Source organism: Paenibacillus sp. FSL R5-0486, from assembly GCF_037975155.1.
Taxonomy (GTDB): domain Bacteria; phylum Bacillota; class Bacilli; order Paenibacillales; family Paenibacillaceae; genus Paenibacillus; species Paenibacillus amylolyticus.
Map to the genome: position 1 here is coordinate 1119285 of NZ_CP150237.1, position 22586 is coordinate 1141870.

Annotated in this window: 16 protein-coding genes; 13 read left to right on the forward strand and 3 right to left on the reverse strand. The window is 48.2% G+C overall.

The features are described 5' to 3' along the window. Window positions 1-10: 10 nt before the first annotated feature. From MKY01_RS04995 to MKY01_RS05010, 4 genes are all read left to right on the forward strand, one after another. Window positions 11-1297, forward strand: a complete 1287-nt coding sequence (locus tag MKY01_RS04995) for a maltose ABC transporter substrate-binding protein (protein WP_282319317.1) — start codon at window positions 11-13, stop codon at window positions 1295-1297. Window positions 1298-1544: 247 nt separating this feature from the next. Then, on the forward strand, window positions 1545-2900 hold the full coding sequence (locus tag MKY01_RS05000) for a sugar ABC transporter permease (RefSeq protein WP_282319316.1): 1356 nt from the start codon (window positions 1545-1547) through the stop codon (window positions 2898-2900). Continuing rightward, window positions 2897-3733, forward strand: a complete 837-nt coding sequence (locus tag MKY01_RS05005; RefSeq protein ID WP_017690474.1) for a sugar ABC transporter permease — start codon at window positions 2897-2899, stop codon at window positions 3731-3733. Before MKY01_RS05000 ends, MKY01_RS05005 begins: the two co-directional genes overlap by 4 nt. A gap of 148 nt (window positions 3734-3881) precedes the next feature. Beyond that, the gene (locus tag MKY01_RS05010; protein WP_282319314.1) at window positions 3882-5168 is read left to right on the forward strand and encodes an MFS transporter; all 1287 of its coding nucleotides are present in this window, start codon (window positions 3882-3884) and stop codon (window positions 5166-5168) included. Between the two features lie 155 nt (window positions 5169-5323). Here MKY01_RS05010 and MKY01_RS05015 read toward each other — a convergent pair whose 3' ends face one another. Continuing rightward, the gene (locus MKY01_RS05015; RefSeq protein ID WP_339285657.1) at window positions 5324-7480 is read right to left on the reverse strand and encodes an alpha-amylase family glycosyl hydrolase; all 2157 of its coding nucleotides are present in this window, start codon (window positions 7478-7480) and stop codon (window positions 5324-5326) included. Window positions 7481-7927: 447 nt separating this feature from the next. Between MKY01_RS05015 and MKY01_RS05020 the strand changes: the two genes are divergently transcribed. The 3 genes from MKY01_RS05020 to MKY01_RS05030 are packed head-to-tail and all read left to right on the forward strand — an operon-like array spanning window position 7928 to window position 12095. Further along, window positions 7928-9307, forward strand: coding sequence for an alpha/beta hydrolase-fold protein (locus MKY01_RS05020; protein ID WP_339285659.1), 1380 nt, complete (start codon window positions 7928-7930; stop codon window positions 9305-9307). Then, window positions 9304-10722 carry a hypothetical protein gene (locus tag MKY01_RS05025; protein WP_339189625.1) on the forward strand — a complete coding sequence of 473 codons (1419 nt, stop codon included), beginning with the start codon at window positions 9304-9306 and terminating at the stop codon, window positions 10720-10722. Before MKY01_RS05020 ends, MKY01_RS05025 begins: the two co-directional genes overlap by 4 nt. Next, a complete protein-coding gene (locus tag MKY01_RS05030; RefSeq protein ID WP_339285661.1) occupies window positions 10716-12095 on the forward strand; it encodes a fatty acid--CoA ligase family protein in 1380 nt (459 codons plus the stop codon). Before MKY01_RS05025 ends, MKY01_RS05030 begins: the two co-directional genes overlap by 7 nt. A 393-nt stretch (window positions 12096-12488) precedes the next feature. Here MKY01_RS05030 and MKY01_RS05035 read toward each other — a convergent pair whose 3' ends face one another. Both MKY01_RS05035 and MKY01_RS05040 read right to left on the reverse strand, forming a co-directional pair. Then, window positions 12489-14261, reverse strand: coding sequence for an alpha-glycosidase (locus MKY01_RS05035; protein WP_339285663.1), 1773 nt, complete (start codon window positions 14259-14261; stop codon window positions 12489-12491). Window positions 14262-14483: 222 nt separating this feature from the next. Beyond that, entirely contained in the window at window positions 14484-15065 is a 582-nt protein-coding gene (locus tag MKY01_RS05040; protein WP_047841757.1) for a hypothetical protein, read from the reverse strand. A gap of 425 nt (window positions 15066-15490) precedes the next feature. On the opposite strand from MKY01_RS05040, the gene MKY01_RS05045 reads away from it, so the two are divergent. The 6 genes from MKY01_RS05045 (at window position 15491) to MKY01_RS05070 (ending at window position 22580) form a co-directional block, all read left to right on the forward strand. Continuing rightward, the gene (locus MKY01_RS05045) at window positions 15491-16504 is read left to right on the forward strand and encodes an iron-siderophore ABC transporter substrate-binding protein (protein ID WP_338707855.1); all 1014 of its coding nucleotides are present in this window, start codon (window positions 15491-15493) and stop codon (window positions 16502-16504) included. Between the two features lie 97 nt (window positions 16505-16601). Continuing rightward, on the forward strand, window positions 16602-17615 hold the full coding sequence (locus MKY01_RS05050; RefSeq protein ID WP_339285665.1) for an iron ABC transporter permease: 1014 nt from the start codon (window positions 16602-16604) through the stop codon (window positions 17613-17615). Continuing rightward, window positions 17612-18655 (forward strand): iron ABC transporter permease, encoded by a 1044-nt coding sequence (locus MKY01_RS05055; RefSeq protein ID WP_339285667.1) that lies wholly within the window; start codon window positions 17612-17614, stop codon window positions 18653-18655. Before MKY01_RS05050 ends, MKY01_RS05055 begins: the two co-directional genes overlap by 4 nt. 13 nt (window positions 18656-18668) lie before the next feature. Further along, window positions 18669-19490, forward strand: coding sequence for an ABC transporter ATP-binding protein (locus MKY01_RS05060; protein WP_100526515.1), 822 nt, complete (start codon window positions 18669-18671; stop codon window positions 19488-19490). Window positions 19491-20027: 537 nt separating this feature from the next. Then, window positions 20028-21038, forward strand: coding sequence for a hypothetical protein (locus MKY01_RS05065; RefSeq protein ID WP_339285669.1), 1011 nt, complete (start codon window positions 20028-20030; stop codon window positions 21036-21038). Between the two features lie 186 nt (window positions 21039-21224). Then, on the forward strand, window positions 21225-22580 hold the full coding sequence (locus MKY01_RS05070; RefSeq protein WP_036672588.1) for a diaminobutyrate--2-oxoglutarate transaminase: 1356 nt from the start codon (window positions 21225-21227) through the stop codon (window positions 22578-22580). The last annotated feature ends 6 nt before the right edge of the window (window positions 22581-22586 follow it).

Here is a 22586-nt window from a genome sequence, read left to right on the forward strand (position 1 = left end):
GACATTTTACATGAGAAAATGGCAAGGGGCAACATTGTCCGTCATGATGGCTTTTACACTGGCTGCGTGCTCTACGGGAGGCGGAAGCACATCTCCAACTACGGCAGGTGAGAATCCGGAGGAAGTTGTTCAACTGACAGCCGAGAACCTTCAGCCTGAAGAAGGGGCAACACTGGTGATCTGGGAGGATAAAAATCAAAGCAGCTTTATTGAACAAAGAGCCAAAAAATTCGAAGAAAAATATGGGGTAACGGTCAAAATGGAGGAATTACCTCCAACCGATCAGGTAACCAAGCTGACGACGGATGGCCCAGCGGGTCTGGCGGCAGATGTGGTTGTTTTCCCGCATGATAAGATTGGTAGCGCTTCAGAGGCGGGACTTATTCTGCCTAATGACATATTCGAAGCAGAGACCGCAGAGAACACCAGCGACAACGCGCTGAAGGCAGTGACGTTCAAGGATATCCTGTACGGCTATCCGTACAGCGTGGAGACCTACGCCCTTTTCTATAACAAGGCACTCTATCCAGAAGCTCCGAAAAACTTTGATGAGATTATCAGTTTCGCCAAGACGTTCAATAATGTGAAGTCCAATCAGTATGCGCTGATGTGGGAATTGCAGCAATTCTACTATAACTATGCTTTCTTGGCGTCACAGGGCGGCTATATTTTTGGGGATAACGGGATGGATAGCGCAGATCTCGGTCTGAATAACGAAGGAGCCCAGAAGGGTGGACAGTTTTTGCAGACGCTGAAGTCGGAAGTGCTGCCGCTTAAGATGGGTGACGTGAACTATGATATCAAAAAAGGATTATTCTCCAGCGGCAAGCTGGCTATGGACATTAACGGTCCGTGGACCATTGCCGATTATCGCAATGCAGGTATTGATTTTGGCGTTGCTCCGCTTCCGGCAATCGATGGTAAACCGATGACCTCCTTCTCAGGTGTTAAAGCCTATTATGTGAATGCATTTACACAATACCCGAATGCGTCGAAGCTCTTGGCAGCGTTCCTTTCCAATGAAGAAGCTCAGATGGAGAACTTTGACCTGAACGGTACACTTCCTGCGAACAAAAACGTGGCTGCTGATCCGAAGTTGCAGGAGGACCCGATCAATAAGGCGTTCCTGGAACAGTTCAACAACTCGACCCCAATGCCTTCGCTTCCTGCCATGGACAGCGTATGGGGACCGATCACGTCGGCCATTACGGATATCTGGGATACCGATAAGGACGTGAAGGCATCGCTGGACAATGCCGTGAAACAGATCCAGGAAAGCCTTGCCACCGTCCAATAAGGACGAACGACGAGTGCGAAGATATGCATAAGAGCTGCATAATTGAACTTCATATTTACACCAAAACGTAGAGGACAGAAGAAAGCTGAAGAAGTGAAACTAAAAGCTTTCTGAAAGAAAGCTACTTCGGAAGCATAGGCTCGCCTTTATCACCCATCGGAAGCTTGTTCTGTCATCGGAGTGGTCAGTGTAAGTACACTTTTGTTCAATGTATACAGGTTAGCAATAGGCGGGGAGGAGAGAGCGAATGCAACAGCAGCATGTCCCGGTGCCTGTTGGACCGAACAGGGAAAGACAGAACCGGATGACAGCGGCCATATGTTCCATCATACTGCAAGGTCTTGGACAGCTGTACAATCGACAATGGATTAAGGGAATTTGTCTACTGTTACTGGAGGGAGCAGGGCTTGCGTACCTGCTTCCTCGCCTGTCACAGGCTGTATGGGGCATATGGACACTGGGGGAAAATACACAGCGTTTTGTCAAAGTGAATGGGTCCACCGTACTTCAAAGGGGAGACCATTCCATCTTTTTGCTGCTTGATGGCATTATCGTACTGCTGGTGTTTTTTGTGTTTATTCTGATCTACATCCTGAATATCCGGGATGCGTACGTCACGGGACTCGGGAGGGAGGAAGGCAAGCAGACCTTGGGTGCAGCGGCATCGCTTCGGAACATGATGGACAAAAACTTTCCGTATCTGTTCCTGTCCATCCCGGCACTAGGTATTCTTTTCTTCACCGTTATGCCCATCCTGTTTACGATCACGATTGCTTTTACCAACTATTCGGCCCCGGATCATATTCCGCCAGCCAAACTCGTGGACTGGGTAGGCTTCAAGACGTTCAGTGATTTGATCCAGCTGAAATCCTGGAGCCAGACATTCTACGGTGTGCTGACCTGGACGGTCATCTGGGCCATCCTGGCTACAGTCACCACCTATTTTGGTGGCGTACTTGTAGCACTGTTGATTGAACAGCGGGGCATACGCTTCAAAAAGCTGTGGCGGACGATCTTTATTTTGCCTTATGCGATCCCACAGATCATCTCCTTGCTGCTTATGCGTAATTTGTTCAATGGTCAGTTTGGTCCGATCAATACGTACATGAGAGCATTTGGGCTGGAGGGATTACCCTGGCTGACAGATCCGTTCTGGGCTAAGGTCACCGTTATTGTCGTCAACATGTGGATCGGTATTCCGGTCAGTATGGTGTTGATTCTGGGTGTATTGACGGCCATCCCTCGTGATCTCTACGAGGCTGCCGAAGTGGACGGAGCATCCGCGTTTCAGAAGTTTCGGATCATTACGATGCCGTTCATTCTTTTTGCCACAACTCCGGTACTTATCATGCAGTTCGCCGGAAACTTCAACAACTTCAATGTCATCTTCCTACTGACCAACGGGAATCCATTACGGGGAGACTACCAGTACGCAGGGGCAACGGACCTGCTGGTAACCTGGCTCTACAAGCTCACACTCGACAATAACAAATTCAACATGGCTTCAGCGGTAGGTATCATCATCTTCCTCATTATCGCTTCATTCTCTATCTGGAACTTCCGCCGCTCCAAATCATTCAAGGAGGAGGACATGATTCAATGAAGACACGTAATAATCCGCTGCGTTTGGCCCTGAGTTATGTGCTGTTGCTGATCATCGCCGTTGTCTCCATCTACCCGGTGCTCTGGATCTTTCTCTCTTCTCTGAGACCTGGTGCGGCATTGTTCAGTGAACGGTTGTGGCCGGAAGCATTCACGCTTACTCATTACGGTGAGCTGTTCAATAACCCGTCCTTTATGTACGGCAGATGGTATATGAATACGCTGAAAATTGCCTTTTTCACGATGATCTTTTCCACGTTGATGGTGACACTTGGGATGTATGCCCTGTCCCGCTTCCGCTTCCGTGGACGTAAAACGATTCTCTCCACCATGCTGATCCTCGGGATGTTCCCGAGTTTCATGAGCATGATTGCAATCTATATCATTTTGCTGCAAATTAAATTGCTCGACACCCATGCTGCGCTCATCCTGGTCTATTCATCAGGAGCGGTACTGGGCGGATTTATCGTCAAAGGTTTCTTTGACACCATCCCGCGCAGCCTAGACGAAGCGGCGCGCATGGATGGTGCGAGTCACCTGCGAGTATTCACCAGCATCATTCTGCCCTTATCCAAACCAATGCTGACTTATGTGGCACTAACCAGTTTCACCGGTGCGTGGATGGACTTTATCTTCGCCCGGCTGGTGCTGCGGACGAAAGAGAACTGGACGCTTGCGGTGGGTATGTGGGATCTGGTCAACCGTTATCAGGACAGTAACTTTACGATGTTTGCTGCGGGGGCGGTACTGATCGCTATTCCAATTACCCTGCTGTTTGTTTTCCTGCAACGATTCCTGGTTCAGGGTCTGACGGCAGGAGCTTCGAAAGGGTAATCCTGTGCCATAACAGCATAGTCAGCCGCGATCCCTGCGGCACGCCAACCAGGCACTTCCGTGATGTCATGTCTTTATCGACTGGCAATGCTGCGGAAGTGCCTGGTTCTGCATGGGCTCGAATCATGATTAGGGAGGAACGTGATGTATGGGCATGAACCCGTCCAGTGAGCCCGAGATTATCGGATACCGAGATGGACAAGCTGCATTGCATAATACCAAAGCTCCGCGAACACTATGGCGTAATGTTACCTTTCGCAGGATATTGTACGGCTATGGCATCTCGGTTTTTGGGGATTGCTTCAATGGGATTGCGATCAGTCTGTGGGTGTTACAGACCACAGGCAGTGCAAAGAGCATGGCAGCTGTACAGATCTGCAATATGGCTGTCAGTTTTCTGTTTGGATCGGTGGCGGGTACGGTTGCAGACCGATTGGATCGCAGGAAGCTGATGCTGGCCTCGGATGTATTCCGCGGTGTGATGGCTGTGCTAATTGCGATTAGCCTGTTCGGTTGGCATGCTCCGTTTCCGGTGGTGCTTCTGTTGCTCTCACTCTCCATGTTTTCAAGCCTGTTTCAGGCCCCTGCATTCCACGCCTCTGTAGCAAGTATGGTGGGCAGGGAGCATATTCAACAAGCGACGGGAACCATTCATATGGTGGATAATCTTGCCCGAATCAGCGGACTAGCGGCGGCGGGAGTTGCTGTTGCTGCATTTGGCGGATTCGTTGCCATATTAATTACAGGGGCAACCTTTCTGTTGTCCGCAGTCTGTGTGCTGATGGCAGGTCGCTTTCCAGAGGTACAGCGATCCGTTAGTCAGCAGACCACGTTTGCTCAGGAATGGCGTAGTTCGTTTGCCTACATCTATCGGAATCCTTTGATCCGATCCATCGTATTGCTCAATCCGGTGCTGATCTTATTTTTCATGTCAGCTATGATGCTGGTTCAAGTGATGGGGGTCAAGGTATGGGAGGCAAATCCGGTGCAGTTTGGATTAATTGAGACCTGTATTCCGCTGGGATACATGATTGGCTCTGCGCTGCTGATTGCTTCGGGGAAACGATTGAAGCGAAGAGGGAGATGGGTGTTTATCGGTCTGATTGTGTTGGGGCCGATTTATATTTTTTTGGCGAATGTATCCTCGCCAATCATGGCGTTGCCGTTAATCGTGGGCGGAGGTGCGATGTTCGCGTGCTGTACGATGCTCACCCAGATTATGCTGAGGACAGACGTTCCAGACGAGCTGCAAGGAAGAGTCTATGGCGTAGTTGGAACAATCACCAGTACAGCGCCTATTCTGGGATTGACGATTGTCTCCGTATTGGCAGATCAATGGGGGGCAGCTTCTGTGCTGCAAGGCGTGGGCATATTACTGCTGGCGACAGGTATTCTGGCCGCTACAACATTGAAATCGATCCGAACCTATCAATGACATGTATGATACATCAAATTGATATGAATTGAACCCACATGTACACATTCAACAGAGAGAGGATAGAAGCAATCTAAGCAACCTCGCTAGGTACAGCAAAACCCGGAGCATACGCTCGTTAGCGTAACTCCGGGTTAGCTTATAGACGGATTATCTTATTGCCAGTTTACATTGACTGTGGCTGTACCGCTGGTTGGTGTGGTGAACGTGTGGTTGGAACCACCTTCCCACGTGATGGTCGCTCCATTTTTCTTGAAGAATTTGAACTCCAGTTGTTTCCCGGCTGGCACGCTCACATCATAGTACCAAGTTGGGTAGGCATGGATAACTTGATTGAAAGCAGGGCCAATAGCTGTTGTGCCCGTACTCCAGTTGCCCAGTTCTGCCACGTTACCTGTCAGATAGATGTTCTGACCCAGTGTGGTGGACGCATTGTTAATGACAAATCGTACAGTGACCTGATCACCCGTAAGGATGGTAAAGTTGTTATACGCATTGCTGTTAACGCCGTTCGCAGCTACTTTCACAGCATAATTGCCTGCGGCAACAGCTGGGATTGTCACTTTGATCTGTGTATCTTCCCACGATGTGATTGTTGCACCGGTAACAGATGTTGTACCGAAGTATACGGTACCTTTGGTGGAGCCGAATCCACGTCCGCTAATGGTAACGACATTACCCGGTTTGCCCATCACCGGACCCACATGCCCGATGGTTGGTGTTGTTTCGCTCGTTGTATACTGCCAGACCGCGGTTGCTCCGGCTGCCAATGTGAAGGAAGAGACGTTGCCATTGGTGGAAGTGATGTTATTACCGTTCAGTGCACCGCCCAGTACATCGGTGTAGTTGCCTGTTGGCAGTGAAGTGCTTAGATTCGCAATGCTTGCTGGTGTGGAGAGATTACGGTTCACCGCAACAACAGCTACACTTTTGCCAAATTTGCGTTCATAAACGTACACATCATTATTGATCCAGCGTTGCTGAGTGGAGCCATAGGCGATTGCTGGATTGGATTTGCGCAGAGGGGCCAGTTTGCTGATCACGTTGAAAGCAGTGGTTGTTTTGGAGAAGGAAGGCATTTTGGCTCGATTATCAGGGTCTCCGTTTCCAGTCAGATACTGCTCGGTACCATAATAGATGGCAGGTACGCCGCGTGAAGTCAGCGTAAAGGCCAACGCCTGTTCCAGACGACGGTTGTTCACGGCACTTGTTTTGAACCGATCCATATCATGGTTGTCGATGAACGTGACCTGGTCATTCACCTGATTGTAATCTGCCGCTGTGCCTGTAATCATCGAATCCAGAGCATACATGTTGGATGTGTTATCCCGGAAGGCGTCACGCACGGCAGAATTAAAGCGAAAATCGAGCAGGCTCATCCCGGATTCATTGGCAAATTCCGTGTTATCCGCATCCGATGTAGCGGATCCCAGGAACCATTCACCAAAGGTGAATACAGGTTTATGTGCATAGATGGAAGACATCCAGCTCTTTTGCCAGCCGAGAGGCATATGTTTCACCGCATCAACACGAATGCCATCCACGCCCATATCGAGCCATAGCTTGATTGCATCTTTGAAATATTGATCAATGGTACTGTTATTGTGATTCAGGTCAGCGAGGTCATAGAGGTTTTTGTAGATACCATTCTCCAGGGAGGAAAAATCGGAGCCGCCGTTGTGATGGAAATATCCATTTGTATCATTTGTGTATCCGCCAACAAGATTACCGTTATCGTACAACTTGCCATTCTCAGCAAAGGATGTATCGGTTTCCATGGCAGGAGACGTATGGTTCGGTGCAAAGTCAATGACGATCTTGATACCTTTGGCATGAGCGGTTGTAATCAGATTTTGAAAGTCAGCCATCGTTCCGAAATAAGGATTGGTCTTCTTGAAATCACGTGCCCAGTAACCATGATACGCCGTGTTGATCACGCCGCCGTAGTTGATCGTGGCGAAGATATTTTCGACCGGTTGGGAGATCCACAATGCCGTAACGCCCAGATCGCTAAAATAGTTATCGTTGATTTTGTTGATCAAACCCTGCCAGTCGCCTCCGCAATACAACTTCAGGTTACTACAAGTGGCATCGTAGGCAGCTCCGATAGGATTGTTGGAAGGATTTCCGTCCAGGAAGCGGTCCGTAAAGATCTGATAGATGACGTCTGTACTAAAGTTCTGCTTGTTGGTAACCGCGGTATCCGCATCGGCATAGATCGCTGAAGCAGGCAGATAGGGAAGTGCGCCCCCTGCAAGTAAACTGAGTGTCAGTGTTGTGCTGAGGAGTACACGTTTGGCCATTTGAAACATAGTAATCCACCCTTCTCGTGAATGTAGTAGTTTAGATAAACAATCAACCTGGCTCTTGAATAATAGCGCTTTCAATACAGCGAAGTGTTACGCAGTGGATTGAAGACTTCCCTCCTTTTGACACGCCAACAACCCCGGCATCTCCTTCGGGAGTTACCGGGGTTGTCCTAAACCGCTCAGGTTTAAAAGCATGGCCCTCGAGTTATGATCACAACGTTATCGTAAGAAATATTGGATCTTATGTCAATAACTTTTTTGGGAGCATTTATTTTCTATTTTTATGTTTACAAAAGCACGTCCGGGGATTTAAACTATTCGCAGATTCACAATATAAGGGCTATGTATCCCGGGACACTTACGTGTTTTCTAGGACAACCCCGTCTCTTCTGAGGCGGGGTTATTTGTATTATGCAGTCGAATTGGGAGAAGAGAGGCGGTTGATGATCGTTGAGTACCCATTCTGTCATCGAATGTTTGGAAGGCATTCAGGCATCGCGGCTGGGCAATATCCGCAACATTTATGTGTACCTCCCGCCCGGTTACCATGAGCAGGCAGCTCGGCATTATCCGGTTCTGTACGTTCATGCGGGGCAGCGGGCTTTTGGTCCATCCGGGCCAGGCAATGAAACATGGAATATGGACCAGACAGCAGACGGTCTTATTTCCTCCGGGCAGATTGAATCACTGATTATTGTGGGCATTACGCATGTCCGTCCAGTCACGCACAACGAATTCTATCACTTCGTCGCTCCGGAGAGAGAGGCCGTGAGTGTGGGGTGTTCAGGCATCGCCTATGAGCATTTCATCATTCATGAGCTCAAGCCAATCATTGATCATCGTTATCGGACGCTGCCGGACAAGCAGAATACCGGGCTGTTGGGTTCATCTGCCGCGGCGCTTTGTACATTGCACATGGGGATGCGAAATCCGGAGGTTTTTGGAAAACTGATCATGATGTCGCCATTCTATGTAGATGTGCAGCTGGACGAAACATCGGAGAGCGGACTGTTGGAAGAAAACATGTATCGCTTGCCAGAAGAGGTACCCGACGTTCGAATGTGGATGGATATTGGAGATATGGAAGGATTGTTTCTGCCTTCTCAGGTCAGAAGGGTAGCTCATCAATTACTTGAACGCGGAGTAGGATCGTGTGAGGAATTGGCATTTCTGGAACAGCAGGGTGCCTGCCATCAGGAAGGTGACTGGGGAGCACGCGTTCACCTCCCGTTACTGTACATGTTCGGCCACGTGGGTAAGCCCTCCTCGCTCGAACTGCTTGGAAGGGATGTCATCGGACTACAGGGTGGAATGACCGTGTGTATCAATGCACAAATGCACTACGAGAGTGGGTTGGTTCAGAGTCTGCTGCATGGGAATTATACTTCGAGTGACCCGAATGTGCTTCAGGTTCATGCGAGTGGAGAGTTGGTTCCTGTCGGTATTGGAAGTGCATCCATCACGCTGACTGTGGGGGAACTGTCTGCTACACGCATCTATACCGTCGTTCCTGAATTGTCAACTCACGTAGAGGTCTGCATTCGTGCAGAGGTAGCTCCCGACGAAGACTCGGAGGAAACGATATATGGTGGGATGGGTATGAAGTTTGTCCGTTCTGGTAAAGGTCGATATGAAGGTAGTTACCGAGTCCCGCGTGATAGTGGGTTCTCCTTCCGGTTTACACGTGGTTTCCGCCGTTTCGAGACCGATGTGGATGGCAAACCTATTGCCAATCGGGTATTTCGAGCGACAGATGATATGTCTGTGCATTACCTAATCCAATCCTGGGGCAGTACGTCAGCCAAAACGGGAACAGGAGGCCCAAAATGATCATTCCTTCATTCGCTCCAGTGCTGGACATTCCTTATTATTATCCCTGCAATTTTCCTCTGATTCATGAAGTGCTCCATCGACAAGGATCCATCACAAGTCTTGCACTGCTGGCGGCAAGTCGGTTGTACAGCCTTCCTTCGTGCGGGGATAACGGACTGGTGAAGCCTTATTTTCACAAACTGGATTATGTAGAGCCAATCTGGGAGATGTATGGTCAGCGACAGCTGGAAAGCTTCGAGGAAGGCAAGACGCAGATCCGGCAGTATATTGGCGAAGGTGGGCTTTTTTTGGCTACAGGAACCAGTTATCACCTGCCTTACTGTGAGGATTATCAGAATCCCGAGTACATTCGCAAACATGTGAAGCAGGGCTCCCGACTACATCTGGTAGACCATTGGATTGCTGTATATGGTTTGGAAGATGAGCATGTTCACGTCTACGATCCCGTGCCCTCCAAGTATAAGGGAAAGGTTACTCAAAGGGCCTTTCATGACTTCTGGAAAGGTAACCAAAGCATACCTGAGCTTGCGCAGGCCAAACGCAAAGAAGAACTCCGAACGTATGGAACCATGGACATTCGGGCGACTGTGAAGCTGGACTCTGACGGTTACCGAGACATGTTGATCCAGGCGTTAACAACGCAGATTGAAGAATTTCTGACAGGCCGGACGATTACGCAAGGAGAGCGGAATTTTCATTTTGGACATGTGGTGTCTCTGCGACTCTTAGATGCACTGCGTGGGGCGAATGAAGGGGATCAGGCCAATGAAATGTTAATATCGGGTCTGCTGTTTGATATGCGATGGAGTCGATATTTTCTTCGAGATCTTCTTCAGGAGTCTGTCTTATGGCTCGGTTCTCCATTTGATCAATATGCGAGAGAATTCAGCGAGATCATTGTACGTTGGGAGAAGGCCTATAATATGCTTCAGGTCAGTCGGATAAAGCAGCGTGAGCAGTGGAAAGTACAGCTAACAAGTGTAATTAAAATGTTGGTCACCGATGAATGGCAATGGTATGAGTCACTTCGACAGTCCATACCTCAGGCAGATTGCTTCCCACGTCAGGCCGTGTTAATGATTGGACAAGAACACAGGGAGGATTTGCTCCGTATCGTATTGGATAGTTGCCGGGAGTTAAACGCGTACCATAATACAACGATTCCACTTGGTGAGGGTGGTAACGCTCCACTGTACGGACGAAGTGGGCAACTGGATTCGCTGGAACTCGTGTCATTGCTTGCAGTGGTAGAGCAGGGAATCGAAGATCGATGGGGAACGGGGATGGGAGCCGCACTGGCGGAGATGGCTGCTGCTTCCATGCCTGAAAGCCCATATCAGACCGTGGATTCACTTGTTGATTATCTCGCACAGCAATGGGCGCCTGACGGTAAGGAGGATGCAAGATGTTGAACCAATTCTTGCTTGAACGATTCGCGGAACAGGGACAGCAACCTGCGCTGATCTGGAAAGATCAGGAGTACAGCTATCGGTGGCTGCTGGAACAGGTTGGCATCATGAGTAAGTGGATTACAGCAGAAAAGCTGACTGGGCAACTTGTAACGCTGGAGGAAGATTATTCTCCCTATGCAGCGGCAGCATTGGTTGCTTTGCTCGGACAAGGGTGTATCGTGCTCCCCATGGATCGGAACCTGGTTGAAGCCAAACGAGAGGAATATATCCAGCTGGCACAGGTGAAGTGGCGTTTGGGCGTTGAAGAAGGCAAGTTGTGCATTCGGCAAACGTGTGAATTATCTGGAGAGGTTCCTGTGTTGTTATCCTCGCTGGCACAAGAAGGCGTAGGCGGACTTGTACTCTTTTCATCCGGATCAACCGGAGTGAGTAAAGCGACTGTGCATCGTGCAGATCGGCTGTTACATGGTTTTCGGCGGCAGGTTCGGCCTTTGCGAACGATTCCTTTTATGATGTTTGATCATATCGGCGGTGTGAATACAATGCTGCAATCCCTGTCCAGTGGGGGCTGTCTCTGTATCATTGCAGATCGATCTCCCGAAGAAGTGTGCCGAACGATTGAGAAGTTTCGTGTGCAGGCTCTTCCGGTCTCTCCAACATTTATGAATCTGTTGCTGCTGGGTAGAAATGATGAGGGGTATGATCTGTCGAGTCTCGAAATTGTGTCATACGGATCGGAAGTGATGCCTGAATCCGTACTGGCAGCCTGGAACCGGAGATTTCCACAACTAAGGACGATACAAGCCTATGGCATGTCTGAACTTGGCATTCTGCCAACCCGCTCCAAAGAGCCAGGCTCGCTGCTGTTTTCCATTCAAGATGAAGGGGTCAAGTACCGGGTGGTGGAAGGAGAATTACAGATCCATACCGAAACTGCGATGATCGGATATTTGAATGCACCTTCACCTTTTACAGAGGACGGGTGGCTACGTACTGGGGATGAAGTTGTGCTGGAGCAGGGTTACATTCGTATTCTGGGACGTCGTTCCGAGATCATTAACGTAGGGGGACGGAAAGTGTATCCTGCCGAGGTCGAGGGTGTTCTGGAAGAGATGGAATGTATTGAAGCGGCCGTAGTTTCGGGAGAACAGAGTGGTATCACGGGTCAGAGGGTGAAGGTGACTATCCGGCTGGCTACAGAATGTACTCTCACCGATCTGCGGCGATCCATCTGGGAATATTGTCAGGACAAGCTGCCTTCATACAAGATTCCGCAGAAAATCGTAATTACACAGGGAGCGCTCGTAAGTTCAAGAATGAAGAAAATACGAAAACCAATGACTTCGACACCCTTCGCCTCGGCTGGGAAATAGGTCGCTGCCTCGAAGAGTTTCACCTTGCTTGAATCGGTATCGCTAACGAACCTCAAACATCGTATTGAGGGGATAAACAAGAAAAGTAAAACCTAACGAATCTCAGTAACGTTATTGCTTCAAAAATACGGACTCTGGTCTCGAAAATCGACGTATTGGACGAAATAAGGTCTCTCTGATTCGTTAGGCATTTAACCCGCGTATAATGAAGCGAATAAGGTGTGCTGGGTTCGTTAGGATATGACGTATAAGATACAGAAGAGGCTGTCCTTGGTCTGATATGCTACCCATACAGTAACAGGATTTTATTATTTTACCTGTCTACTTTATGGGGAGCATATCACCTGGAGGACAGCCCTTTGAAGTTATTTTCCCTTGTTAGCTGTATTTATCTCAGGCCTCAGCTGGTTGTTTAACCTCAAGTTGCATCAGGGAGAATCCGTATGCTTCCAGATCGAGGGTCAGTTTATTTTGCCGAGCTTCCACGGTGTTTGATGTGAACAGATTTCGCCAGATGTTACGATCTCCCAAGGGGAGTTCAAGGGTGCATGGTTCATCACCCGCATTAAGAACAAGAAGCATACGCTCTCCCGTATGCGAATCCAATCGTTCGATGGCAAGACAAGGGTCTCCGGCTTTTGCATATACAATCTTCAGTTCCGTGCTGCGCAGGGCAGGGTGCTGTTTGCGAAGGGAAATCGTACGGGTGAAGAATTCCAGAAGCTCGCGATTCTGCTTGGTCTCATCCCACTCCATACACTTGCGGCAACCCGGATCATATCCTCCATCAAGTCCCACTTCGTCTCCATAATAGATACATGGCACACCTGGATACGTAAGCAGTAACGTAACGGCAAGTTTCATCTTGCGCTCGTCTCCATCACATAAGGTCAGCAGTCTGGGGGTATCATGACTTCCGAGCAGATTGAAGGCGGCTTCCGTTACAGGCTGTGAATAGGCTGCAAGCAGTTTACCGATCTCATTTGCGAATCCAAGTCCATCGAGCTTGCCATGCACCGTATAGTCCAATACCGAATTGGTAAACGGATAATTCATCACGGCATCGAACTGGTCTCCCTGAAGCCACATGAGCGAATCATGCCAGATCTCACCGAGCAGATAGGCGTCAGGTTTAATGGCTTTTACCGTCTGACGGAATTCGCGCCAGAACTGATGATCCACCTCATTCGCCACATCGAGCCGCCATCCGTCAATGTCCATCTCCTCAATCCAGAAACGTCCTACCTCTAATAGGTATGCCTTCACTTCAGGGTGTTCCGTGTTCAGTTTCGGCATGAGCGGTTCAAAGGCAAAGGTGTCATAAGTCGGTATGCCATCCTCCACACGCGGCGGCCAGTCCTTGATATAGAACCAATCTGCGTAGGGGGAAGAGGGACCGTTCTTCATGACATCTACAAAAGGAGGGAACTCTCTGCCGGAATGATTGAATACCGCATCCAGAACAACGCGTATGCCGCGCTGATGACAGGCGTCCACGAACGCTTTGAACTGTTCATTGGTACCAAAGTGAGGATCAACCTTCATGTAATCGCCTGTATTGTATTTGTGATTCGTAGTGGCCTCAAACAACGGACAGAAATAAATGGCATTGATGCCGAGCTGACTTATATGATCTAGATGATCCAGCACACCTTGGAGATCGCCGCCGAAGAAGTTCACCGGTGTAGGTTCTCCTCCCCAGGGTTCAGCATTTTTGGGACTGAGGGATGGATCACCATTGGCATAACGTTCAGGGAAAATCTGATAAAACACAGCGTCCTTAACCCAGGCAGGCGGTTCAAAAATGTCGACTGGATTCATAAATGGAAAATCAAAGAATTCGAGCGGATGATCAGGCAGCGCCTGCTCGAATCCGCGCTCCGTCATCCAGACCGATTCCTCTCCTTGAATCAGTTGGAAACCATACCGTAATCGGCGATAGGGAGGTGAAGTCTCAGCTTCCCAATAATCGAACATTTCATCCCGGGCAAAGATATGCATAGGGGTGTGTGTGATCGTCCGATCCCAAGCATATTTGTCTCCGGTAATCGCAATCACCGCATCCAGGTCCCCACGTTTGGACCGAAGTCGGAGGTGCATGGTCGAGCGGTCATAAGCATAGGACCAATTGAGTTTGGGGCGATGGTAAACGGCTTCAAGAATCATGTAAATCACTCCTCGTCAGATGATGAAATTCAGATAAAAGTGGCCATTAAACGCAAAAAAGGCACAACCTCTATTGTTCACGAGGTTGTACCTTTCGGCAGCATAGCCTTTTGATTATAGTGCTATTATACGAACTAACGCAGCAAAAGAAAACACTTTTTTTCCTTAAATTTCAAATTGTTTTATTCGAAATGTAGGACGCATATCTGCAATTACTGTTTTTTATAAATCAAATCCAAGTTTATTGGCGTATGCAGAGAATTCTTTGTGAAATTTCTCGATATTTTTCTTGCCGGTAGCAATTTTGGCATTGGCTTGTTTCAGGACAGCGCTGTTTACCGTTGTTTTGGAGACAGATTTTTTAGCGAGTTGGAATCCTTCCAGCTGTGTATAGCTACCTTTGATCAAGTTGGCATGGATTTTTTGCAATTCCGCATTTTGCGGTTTGATCATCTTCAGCTTGGATACATATTTGGTGTAGTTAGGAATCGCTGTATTGGTCAGTTTCAGGAAAACGGACTTGCGATTGGATGATGTGATGTAAAATCCACCTCCCAAAGCATTGAAGGCTCTCTCCTCATATACCGATGCCATATCCAACTGATCAAGGTAGCCCAGGAAATCTTCTTCTTCGACTGTAGGGATCGGTTCTTGTTCTGACGTGTCAATTTCTTCATAGTATTCGTCTTCCGAATATGTAGTGGTTGAGTCATCCGCAGCAGCGGCATAGGACCCTACAGGTGCGAACACCCCGCCGAGCAAGACAAAACTCATAATGATTGATAGTACCCATGATTTCTTCACGTGTTAATATCCCCTATCTATAGATGTGATTTTATTCCAATGGATAATCTAACATAGTACAACAAGAAATTACAGGAATTGTTTTACAGTAAATTCATCAGTCAAACGCATATGAATGAATAATGAGTCACTAGCAAAAAGGACATGTATTAGATGAAATTAAAAGTAAAAAGAGAGATTTGTATATTTCGTAGGTAAGAAAAAAATTACATATATGGTTTGTGTGGAGGCGTATTGTATCGATATATATTGTATTGGTTTAGTTAATTTATCTTTATTTAATGTTGTTTTATGAAGTTGCAGAGTTCGACAGGGAGTGAGAAGTTTTTCCAAATAAAATGCTTGTATAATGATTTCATCTCCATTACAATACAATTGATAATGAGATTCAATATCATTTAGATAAAAAAGGGGAGACGGATTTCATGTATAAAGTAAAGAAAAAGCTATACATTTATGCAGCACTTATTCTGATGATTTCATTACTTGCTGGTTGTGCTTCGGGTGGAAGTGCCGAGACAACGAATACGTCCAGCCAAGCTGCAAGCAGCAATGAGAGCAATAATGAAAGTGATACAACTGTCAGTACGACTGAAGATCAGACCCGAGTGATCAAACATGCCATGGGCGAAACCACAATCAAGGGAACCCCGCAAAAGATCGTGACACTGTTCCAGGGTGCGAATGATGTCGTTGTTGCACTTGGCGTGAAACCGACAGGCGTGGTGGAATCCTGGGTTCAGCAGCCAGTCTATGAATATCTGAGAGCAGATCTGGACGGAGTTCCACAAGTAGGACAGGAATCGCAACCCAATCTGGAAGAGATCAACAAGTTGAAACCCGACTTGATTATTGCTACGAAGATCAGACATGAAGAGATCTATGAGCAACTGTCGCAGATCGCACCAACGGTAGTGACGGAGACGCTTTTTGACTGGAAAGAAACGGTGAAAACTGTTGGGGAAGCGATGAATAGGGTTGAGCAATCGGATAAATTGTTGTCTGATTGGGATGGCCGTGTAGCTGATTTCAAAGAGAAAATGGGGGATCGTCTGCCAATTGAAGCAACCATCACGAACTTTAGAGCCGATCAAGTTCGTATTTTCTACATGGGATATGCAGGTAAGATTCTGAATGAACTTGGGTTCACCAGACCTGCCGGACATGACGCAGACACATGGGGAGTTGAATTGACTTCCAAAGAAAACATTCCAGATATGAATGCAGACATGATCTTCAACTTCAATTCAGGCACAGAAACAGATGCCATTCAGAAAAATTATGATGATTGGACCAGCAGTCCACTGTGGAAAAACCTTGATGCAGTCAAGAACAACCAACTGGTTCAGGTCGATGAAGTGGCCTGGAACATGGCAGGTGGATACACATCGGCCAACATGATGCTGGACGATCTATATAAGCAGTTCAACCTGAACTAACTAACAGGAGCAGGACCTGCCATGCACCAGAACATTCGTTAACGAAGTGTATGGGCTGGCAGGTCTTTTATCATTTTACAGATGAAAGAGTGAGAGTATGTTTCCCCTTTTTACAAAGGTAAGCGCCAAGATCTATGGACTGGTTGGTTTATTCATATTACTTCTACTTGCTTGCCTAGCCAGTATGATTCTGGGACGTACGCATATCACGTTTCAGATGGCATGGGAAGCACTGCAATTCTATGACGAGAGTTCTGTGGAACATGTGGTTCTGCTGACGGAACGGTTGCCACGTACAGTTATTGCTGCTGTTGTAGGAGGAAGTTTGGCCGTGGCGGGTGGGCTGATGCAGGCATTGACACGTAACCCACTGGCATCACCGAGTGTGTTCGGAATTAATTCTGGTGCGATCTTTTTTATTGTTATTGCCATTGTTGTATTGTCCGTATCTTCGCTCACCACCATGATGTGGTTTGGTTTTGCAGGGGCTGCTGTAGCCGCGGCAATTGTATATGGGCTAGGTTCCATGGGTCGTGATGGCCTGACACCGATCAAGATTGTACTGGCGGGGACGGCAATCTCCGCGTTATTTGCCTCGTTCACACAGGCCATTCTGGTGCTGGATGGAACCGGATTGCAGGATGTACTGTTCTGGCTTGCCGGTTCAGTAAGTGGTCGGACATTGGATATGTTATATCCTGTTCTGCCGTACATGACAGCCGCAGCTATTGTCTCTTTGTTCATGGGCAGAGCCATCAATCTGCTGTTGACGGGTGACGATATCGCCAAAGGCATGGGACAGAATGTACTTCTAGTCAAGGTGCTCATGGGAATTGTTACGGTATTGCTGGCGGGTGGTTCGGTTGCCGTAGCCGGTTCGATCGGTCTTGTCGGACTGGTTGTCCCGCATATCATGCGCGCACTGGTGGGAAATGATTACCGCTGGCTCGTTCCTTACTCTATTGTAGGGGGAGCGATTCTGCTGCTGTCCGCGGATGTGGTGGCAAGGTTGGTGATCATGCCGCAGGAAGTTCCACTCGGTGTCATGACTGCACTGATTGGCGGACCCTTCTTCGTGTATATTGCCCGCAAGGGGGTGACGAAGATATGAGGAAGGTGTTGACTTTTCGCAACAAAAAAGACACTGTCTCAGTGCAAATGGAACGAAAATCACTGGTTGTCATCGGTGTATGTATCCTCTTGTTCCTGATGGCAGGAGTGGTCGGTACCAGTGTAGGCAGTGACTTTATTTCTCCGCTGGATGTGCTCAGAACGATATTTTGTCTGAATGCAGGAGAGCATGACTTCGTCGTGCTGACCTTAAGACTGCCACGGGTGTTATTATCTCTGCTCGTAGGAGCAGCCCTCGGTATGTCAGGCGCACTTCTGCAAGGCATTATCCGTAATCCGCTGGCCTCACCGGATGTCATCGGCATCACCGGCGGCGCGGCCGTTGCAGCTGTAGGTTTTGTTACGCTGTTAGGTGGAGCGGTAAGTATCAAGTTGTTGCCATTGTTCGCCATCGCTGGCGCAGTTGTGACGGCTTTGATCATCTACGTGCTTGCCTGGAAAAAGGGAGTCAGTCCGATCCGTCTGGTGCTGATCGGGATTGGAGTGTCAGCCATTACCGGAGCTGGAACGACCTTTATGCTGATTCTGAGTCCATTCTACACGGCAGGTCAAGCCTATATCTGGCTGACAGGAAGTGTATACGGAGCATCGTGGACCGATGTCCGAACGATTTTACCGGTTATCGTAATTGTTATACCGCTGGCGATTTGGTTCGCTCGCAGCCTGAATGCACAGGAGTTCGGGGATGATCTGGCCACAGGGCTGGGTGTAACTGTACAGCGGCATCGTTCAGCGTTGTTGTTATGCAGTGTACTGCTGGCGGGAATCGCCGTTGCGGTTGCCGGAACCATTGGTTTTGTAGGCCTGATCGCTCCACATATTGCCCGAAAGCTGGTTGGACGGATGTTTGGCAGTATGCTGATTGTGTCTGGACTGGTTGGTGCTCTGCTTGTATTTGCGGCAGATCTGATTGCCCGCACTGCCTTTCTACCGCTGGATGTTCCCGCAGGGGTATTCACCGCAGGCGTAGGCGCACCATTTTTCCTGTATTTGTTGTTCAAGAATCGAAATCAGTTTTGAGGAGGAGAGAGCTGTGAGTATTCTGGAAGCCAAGGAGCTTACGATCTCCTATGGAGCAGATCCCATTATTGAAAATTTGAACCTGACCATTCCCAAGGGACAGATTACCGTCCTCATTGGCAGCAACGGCTGTGGCAAATCTACGCTGCTGCGTACGATGGCCCGGTTGCTGAAATCCAGCTCCGGTTCGGTGTTGCTGGATGGCGAAGAGATTGCAAAGCTGCCGACCAAGGAGATTTCAAGGCGCATGTCCATCTTGCCGCAGGGTCCGACCGCTCCAGAAGGATTGACGGTGAACCAACTGGTTAAGCAAGGACGTTATCCACATCAAACATGGCTGAAGCAATGGTCTCGTGAGGATGAGCGTATGGTTAAGCTGGCACTGGAATCCACACATCTGACAGAACTCGCGGATCGACCTGTGGATGCATTGTCCGGTGGACAGCGTCAGCGTGCCTGGATTGCGATGACACTTGCGCAGGGTACCGAAACGCTGCTATTGGATGAACCTACAACCTATCTGGATATGACACATCAGATTGATATCCTCGATCTGTTGTTTGAGTTGAACGAACGGGAAGGACGCACGATTGTTATGGTACTTCATGATCTGAATCTGGCATGTCGTTATGCGCATCACATTGTGGCTGTTCACAATAAGTCCATTTACGCAGAAGGCAAACCGGAAGATATTGTTACACAGGACATGGTCCGTAAGGTTTTCCAGATGGAGTGTGAGATTGCGGTTGATCCACTGTTTGGCACACCAACCTGCATCCCACATGGAAGAGGAAGGAAGCTGAATGGAGAACAGCGTTATACACAACTGGCTTGAGGATCAAAAAGTCCGTTTTGATTCGATTAATAGTTATTCAAAACTCCACATCAACTCCATTGTATGATCAATCAGATGACAAATTAGGCAAGCCATTGGTAAAACCATGTCCCAGGCTTGCCCGGTTTGTTGTGCCTATTATTCGATAAAAGCATACCTGCATCGACTTAAACCTACACTGAATTCAATCTTGTTTTCCCTTAAAAGTTTATTATTGACAATATAACTCGAATTGCCATAAAATAGATTTTATATGATATTGATAATCATTATCAATATGTGATTACAAAAAAATTGATGAAGTATGAGCTATATAAGTTTAATTCAAATTTCACACGTTAACGGAGGGGGCAGAACAGATCTGAAGAAGCGTAGCGTGCGCCTTTATCACCGGATTTCCCCTTTGTAAAGGGGTTCAAAAAAATCTGGGGATAACAGCGATCGGAAGATGGTTCTGACCGCGCAGTGATTTCGTGTGAAAACTCTATTCAACTTATATAGGAGCGAGTACCTTCATTCGATCGAGGAGGATTTTCAGTGTTTCCGAAAGGGATTCATAATCTGCAAAACCGACTCATTATAAGCAAAGCGAGAGAAATGGGCATCACCTGTGAGCCACTTCTTGAGGGATGCGAAGATTTCCTGAAGCTGTCTGTAGGGGACCAAGAGATCATCATTAACAAAACCAGATCTCATCGTCTGCCGTTAATCGCTGGACTGCTCGCCAAGAACAAGCAGGCATGTAATATGTTATTGCATGAACAGGGAATGCCTGTACCGTCATTTATCGTGATCCCGGAGATGGGAAGCGAAGCAGTAGCTTTTCTGAATAGATACGGCTCTATTGTAGTGAAACCACTGGATGCGAGCAGTAGCATGGGCGTGACGCTGGATGTGCGTACTGAAGAAGAACTGGAGACAGCCATTCAGCTTGCGAGTGTCCACGGCAGCAGCATTATGTTACAGCAATATGTGACCGGGATTGATTACAGAGTGCTGATCATTAACGGTGAAGTGGCGGCTGTGAACCAGTATCGACCTGTCTATGTCGAGGGAGACGGAACTTCAACTGTTGGGGCATTGATCGAGCAGTTGAATCAGGAACGAATCGAGATGACGCACATTGGGGAGTATGAAGCATTTCCCGAGGTTAATGCAGAAACGGAACGACTGCTGGAGGTATTACATGCACAAGGGACAACACTGGATGAAGTTCCTGCCGCGGGAAAAGAAATCGAGTTATACAATCTCCGCAATTCTGCCGCCGGAAAAATCAGTGAATTCTACAAGGATTGTACCGAAATCATTCATCCCGAAAATGCCCGGATGATTATTCAGGCGGCAAAGACTCTTCAGATCGATGTAGCAGGAGTCGATGTTCGTTGTCATGATATCCGCACCCCGATCTCCAGAGATCTGGGAGGCATCCTGGAAGTGAACGCCTTGCCAGATCTGACACACCACGTCTTTCCCCATGGTGGAACAACTCGTGATGTGGTTCGGTTATACCTGGAATACCTGTGTCAGGAGCAACTTGAATATAAATAAATATAGCTTATAACAACGTATAGATGACAATATATGACGGATAACGGATAACAGATAACGGATACCATCATTTAATTCGGACCTCACCATGATTTTGAACCAATACCATGTCATATGCAAAATGTAGAACAAGAATCACAGGCAGCAGGTTCAGCCTGAATCGATTATAAGGAGCGTTAGAGGGCTATGTCAGTAGAGGTGCAGACGGAATATCTGAAGATGCAAAATGAGAAGGAATCCAATGCAAGATCGTACCCGAGACATTTCCCGCTTGTCATTAACAAGGCCCATGGGGTGAAGATTACCGATACGGAAGGCCGCGTATTCTACGACTGCCTGGCTGGGGCAGGAACATTGGCGCTGGGGCATAACCATGACACGGTGGTCAACGCCATTCGCGATGTTCTGGATCAGCAGATTCCTCTTCATACACTGGATCTGGCAACACCGCTGAAGCTTTCATATATGCAAGAACTATTCTCCATTCTTCCGGCAGAGATGCGAGACAAAGCCAAAATCCAGTTCTGTGGTCCAACCGGAGCGGATGCCGTAGAAGCAGCCATTAAGCTGGTCAAACATGCTACAGGCGGCAAGTCTATTCTTGCCTTTCAGGGAGGTTATCACGGTTCGACCCAAGCGACGATGTCGATGAGTGGCAACCTGAGCAAGAAACAACATCTGCAAAGCCTGTTGCCCGATGTACATTTCCTGCCGTTTCCTTATGAATACCGCTGCCCATTTGGTGTTGGTGAAGGCATGACGGCCCGGTTAAGTGCACAGTATATCGAGAACTTGCTCGATGATTGCGAGAGCGGTATTGCGGCACCGTGTGGGGTCATTGTGGAGACGGTGCAGGGTGAAGGTGGAGCCATTCCGGCAGATATCGAATGGCTGAGGGAGCTGCGGCGAATCACAGCAGAGCGAAATATTCCGCTCATCATCGACGAAGTGCAGACAGGCATTGGACGGACAGGCCGGATGTTTTCATTTGAACATGCCGGAATCATACCCGATGCAATTGTCTGCTCCAAAGCAGTTGGCGGAAGTTTGCCGATGTCTGTTGTCATCTACAAAGAAGAGCTGGACAAATGGCAACCTGGTGCACATACAGGCACGTTCCGTGGCAATCAGCTCGCCATGGCAGCGGGACTTGCGACACTTCGTTATATTCGGGAACAGGATGTTTTACACAACGTACATCTGCGCAGTGAGCAGTTCATGAATCAACTGAATGCAATGAAAGAGCGGTATGCAGAGATTGGTGACGTGCGAGGCAGAGGACTGATGATCGGCGTTGAAGTGGTGGATCCAACAGGACGGAAGGATCGTCTGGGACATTATCTGCCTAATGGTGCGCTGGCTGAGTCTATTCAGCGCGAATGTTTCAAGAATGGATTAATTGTAGAACTGGGCGGGCGTCATTCAGCTGTTGTTCGTTTTCTGCCGCCGCTGAATATTACGGAGCAAGAATCGGGTGCAATCCTTGCGATCTTTGAGAAATCGGTAGCTGAAGCGATAGCCTTAGCAACAGCCGCATGCTGAAGCTTT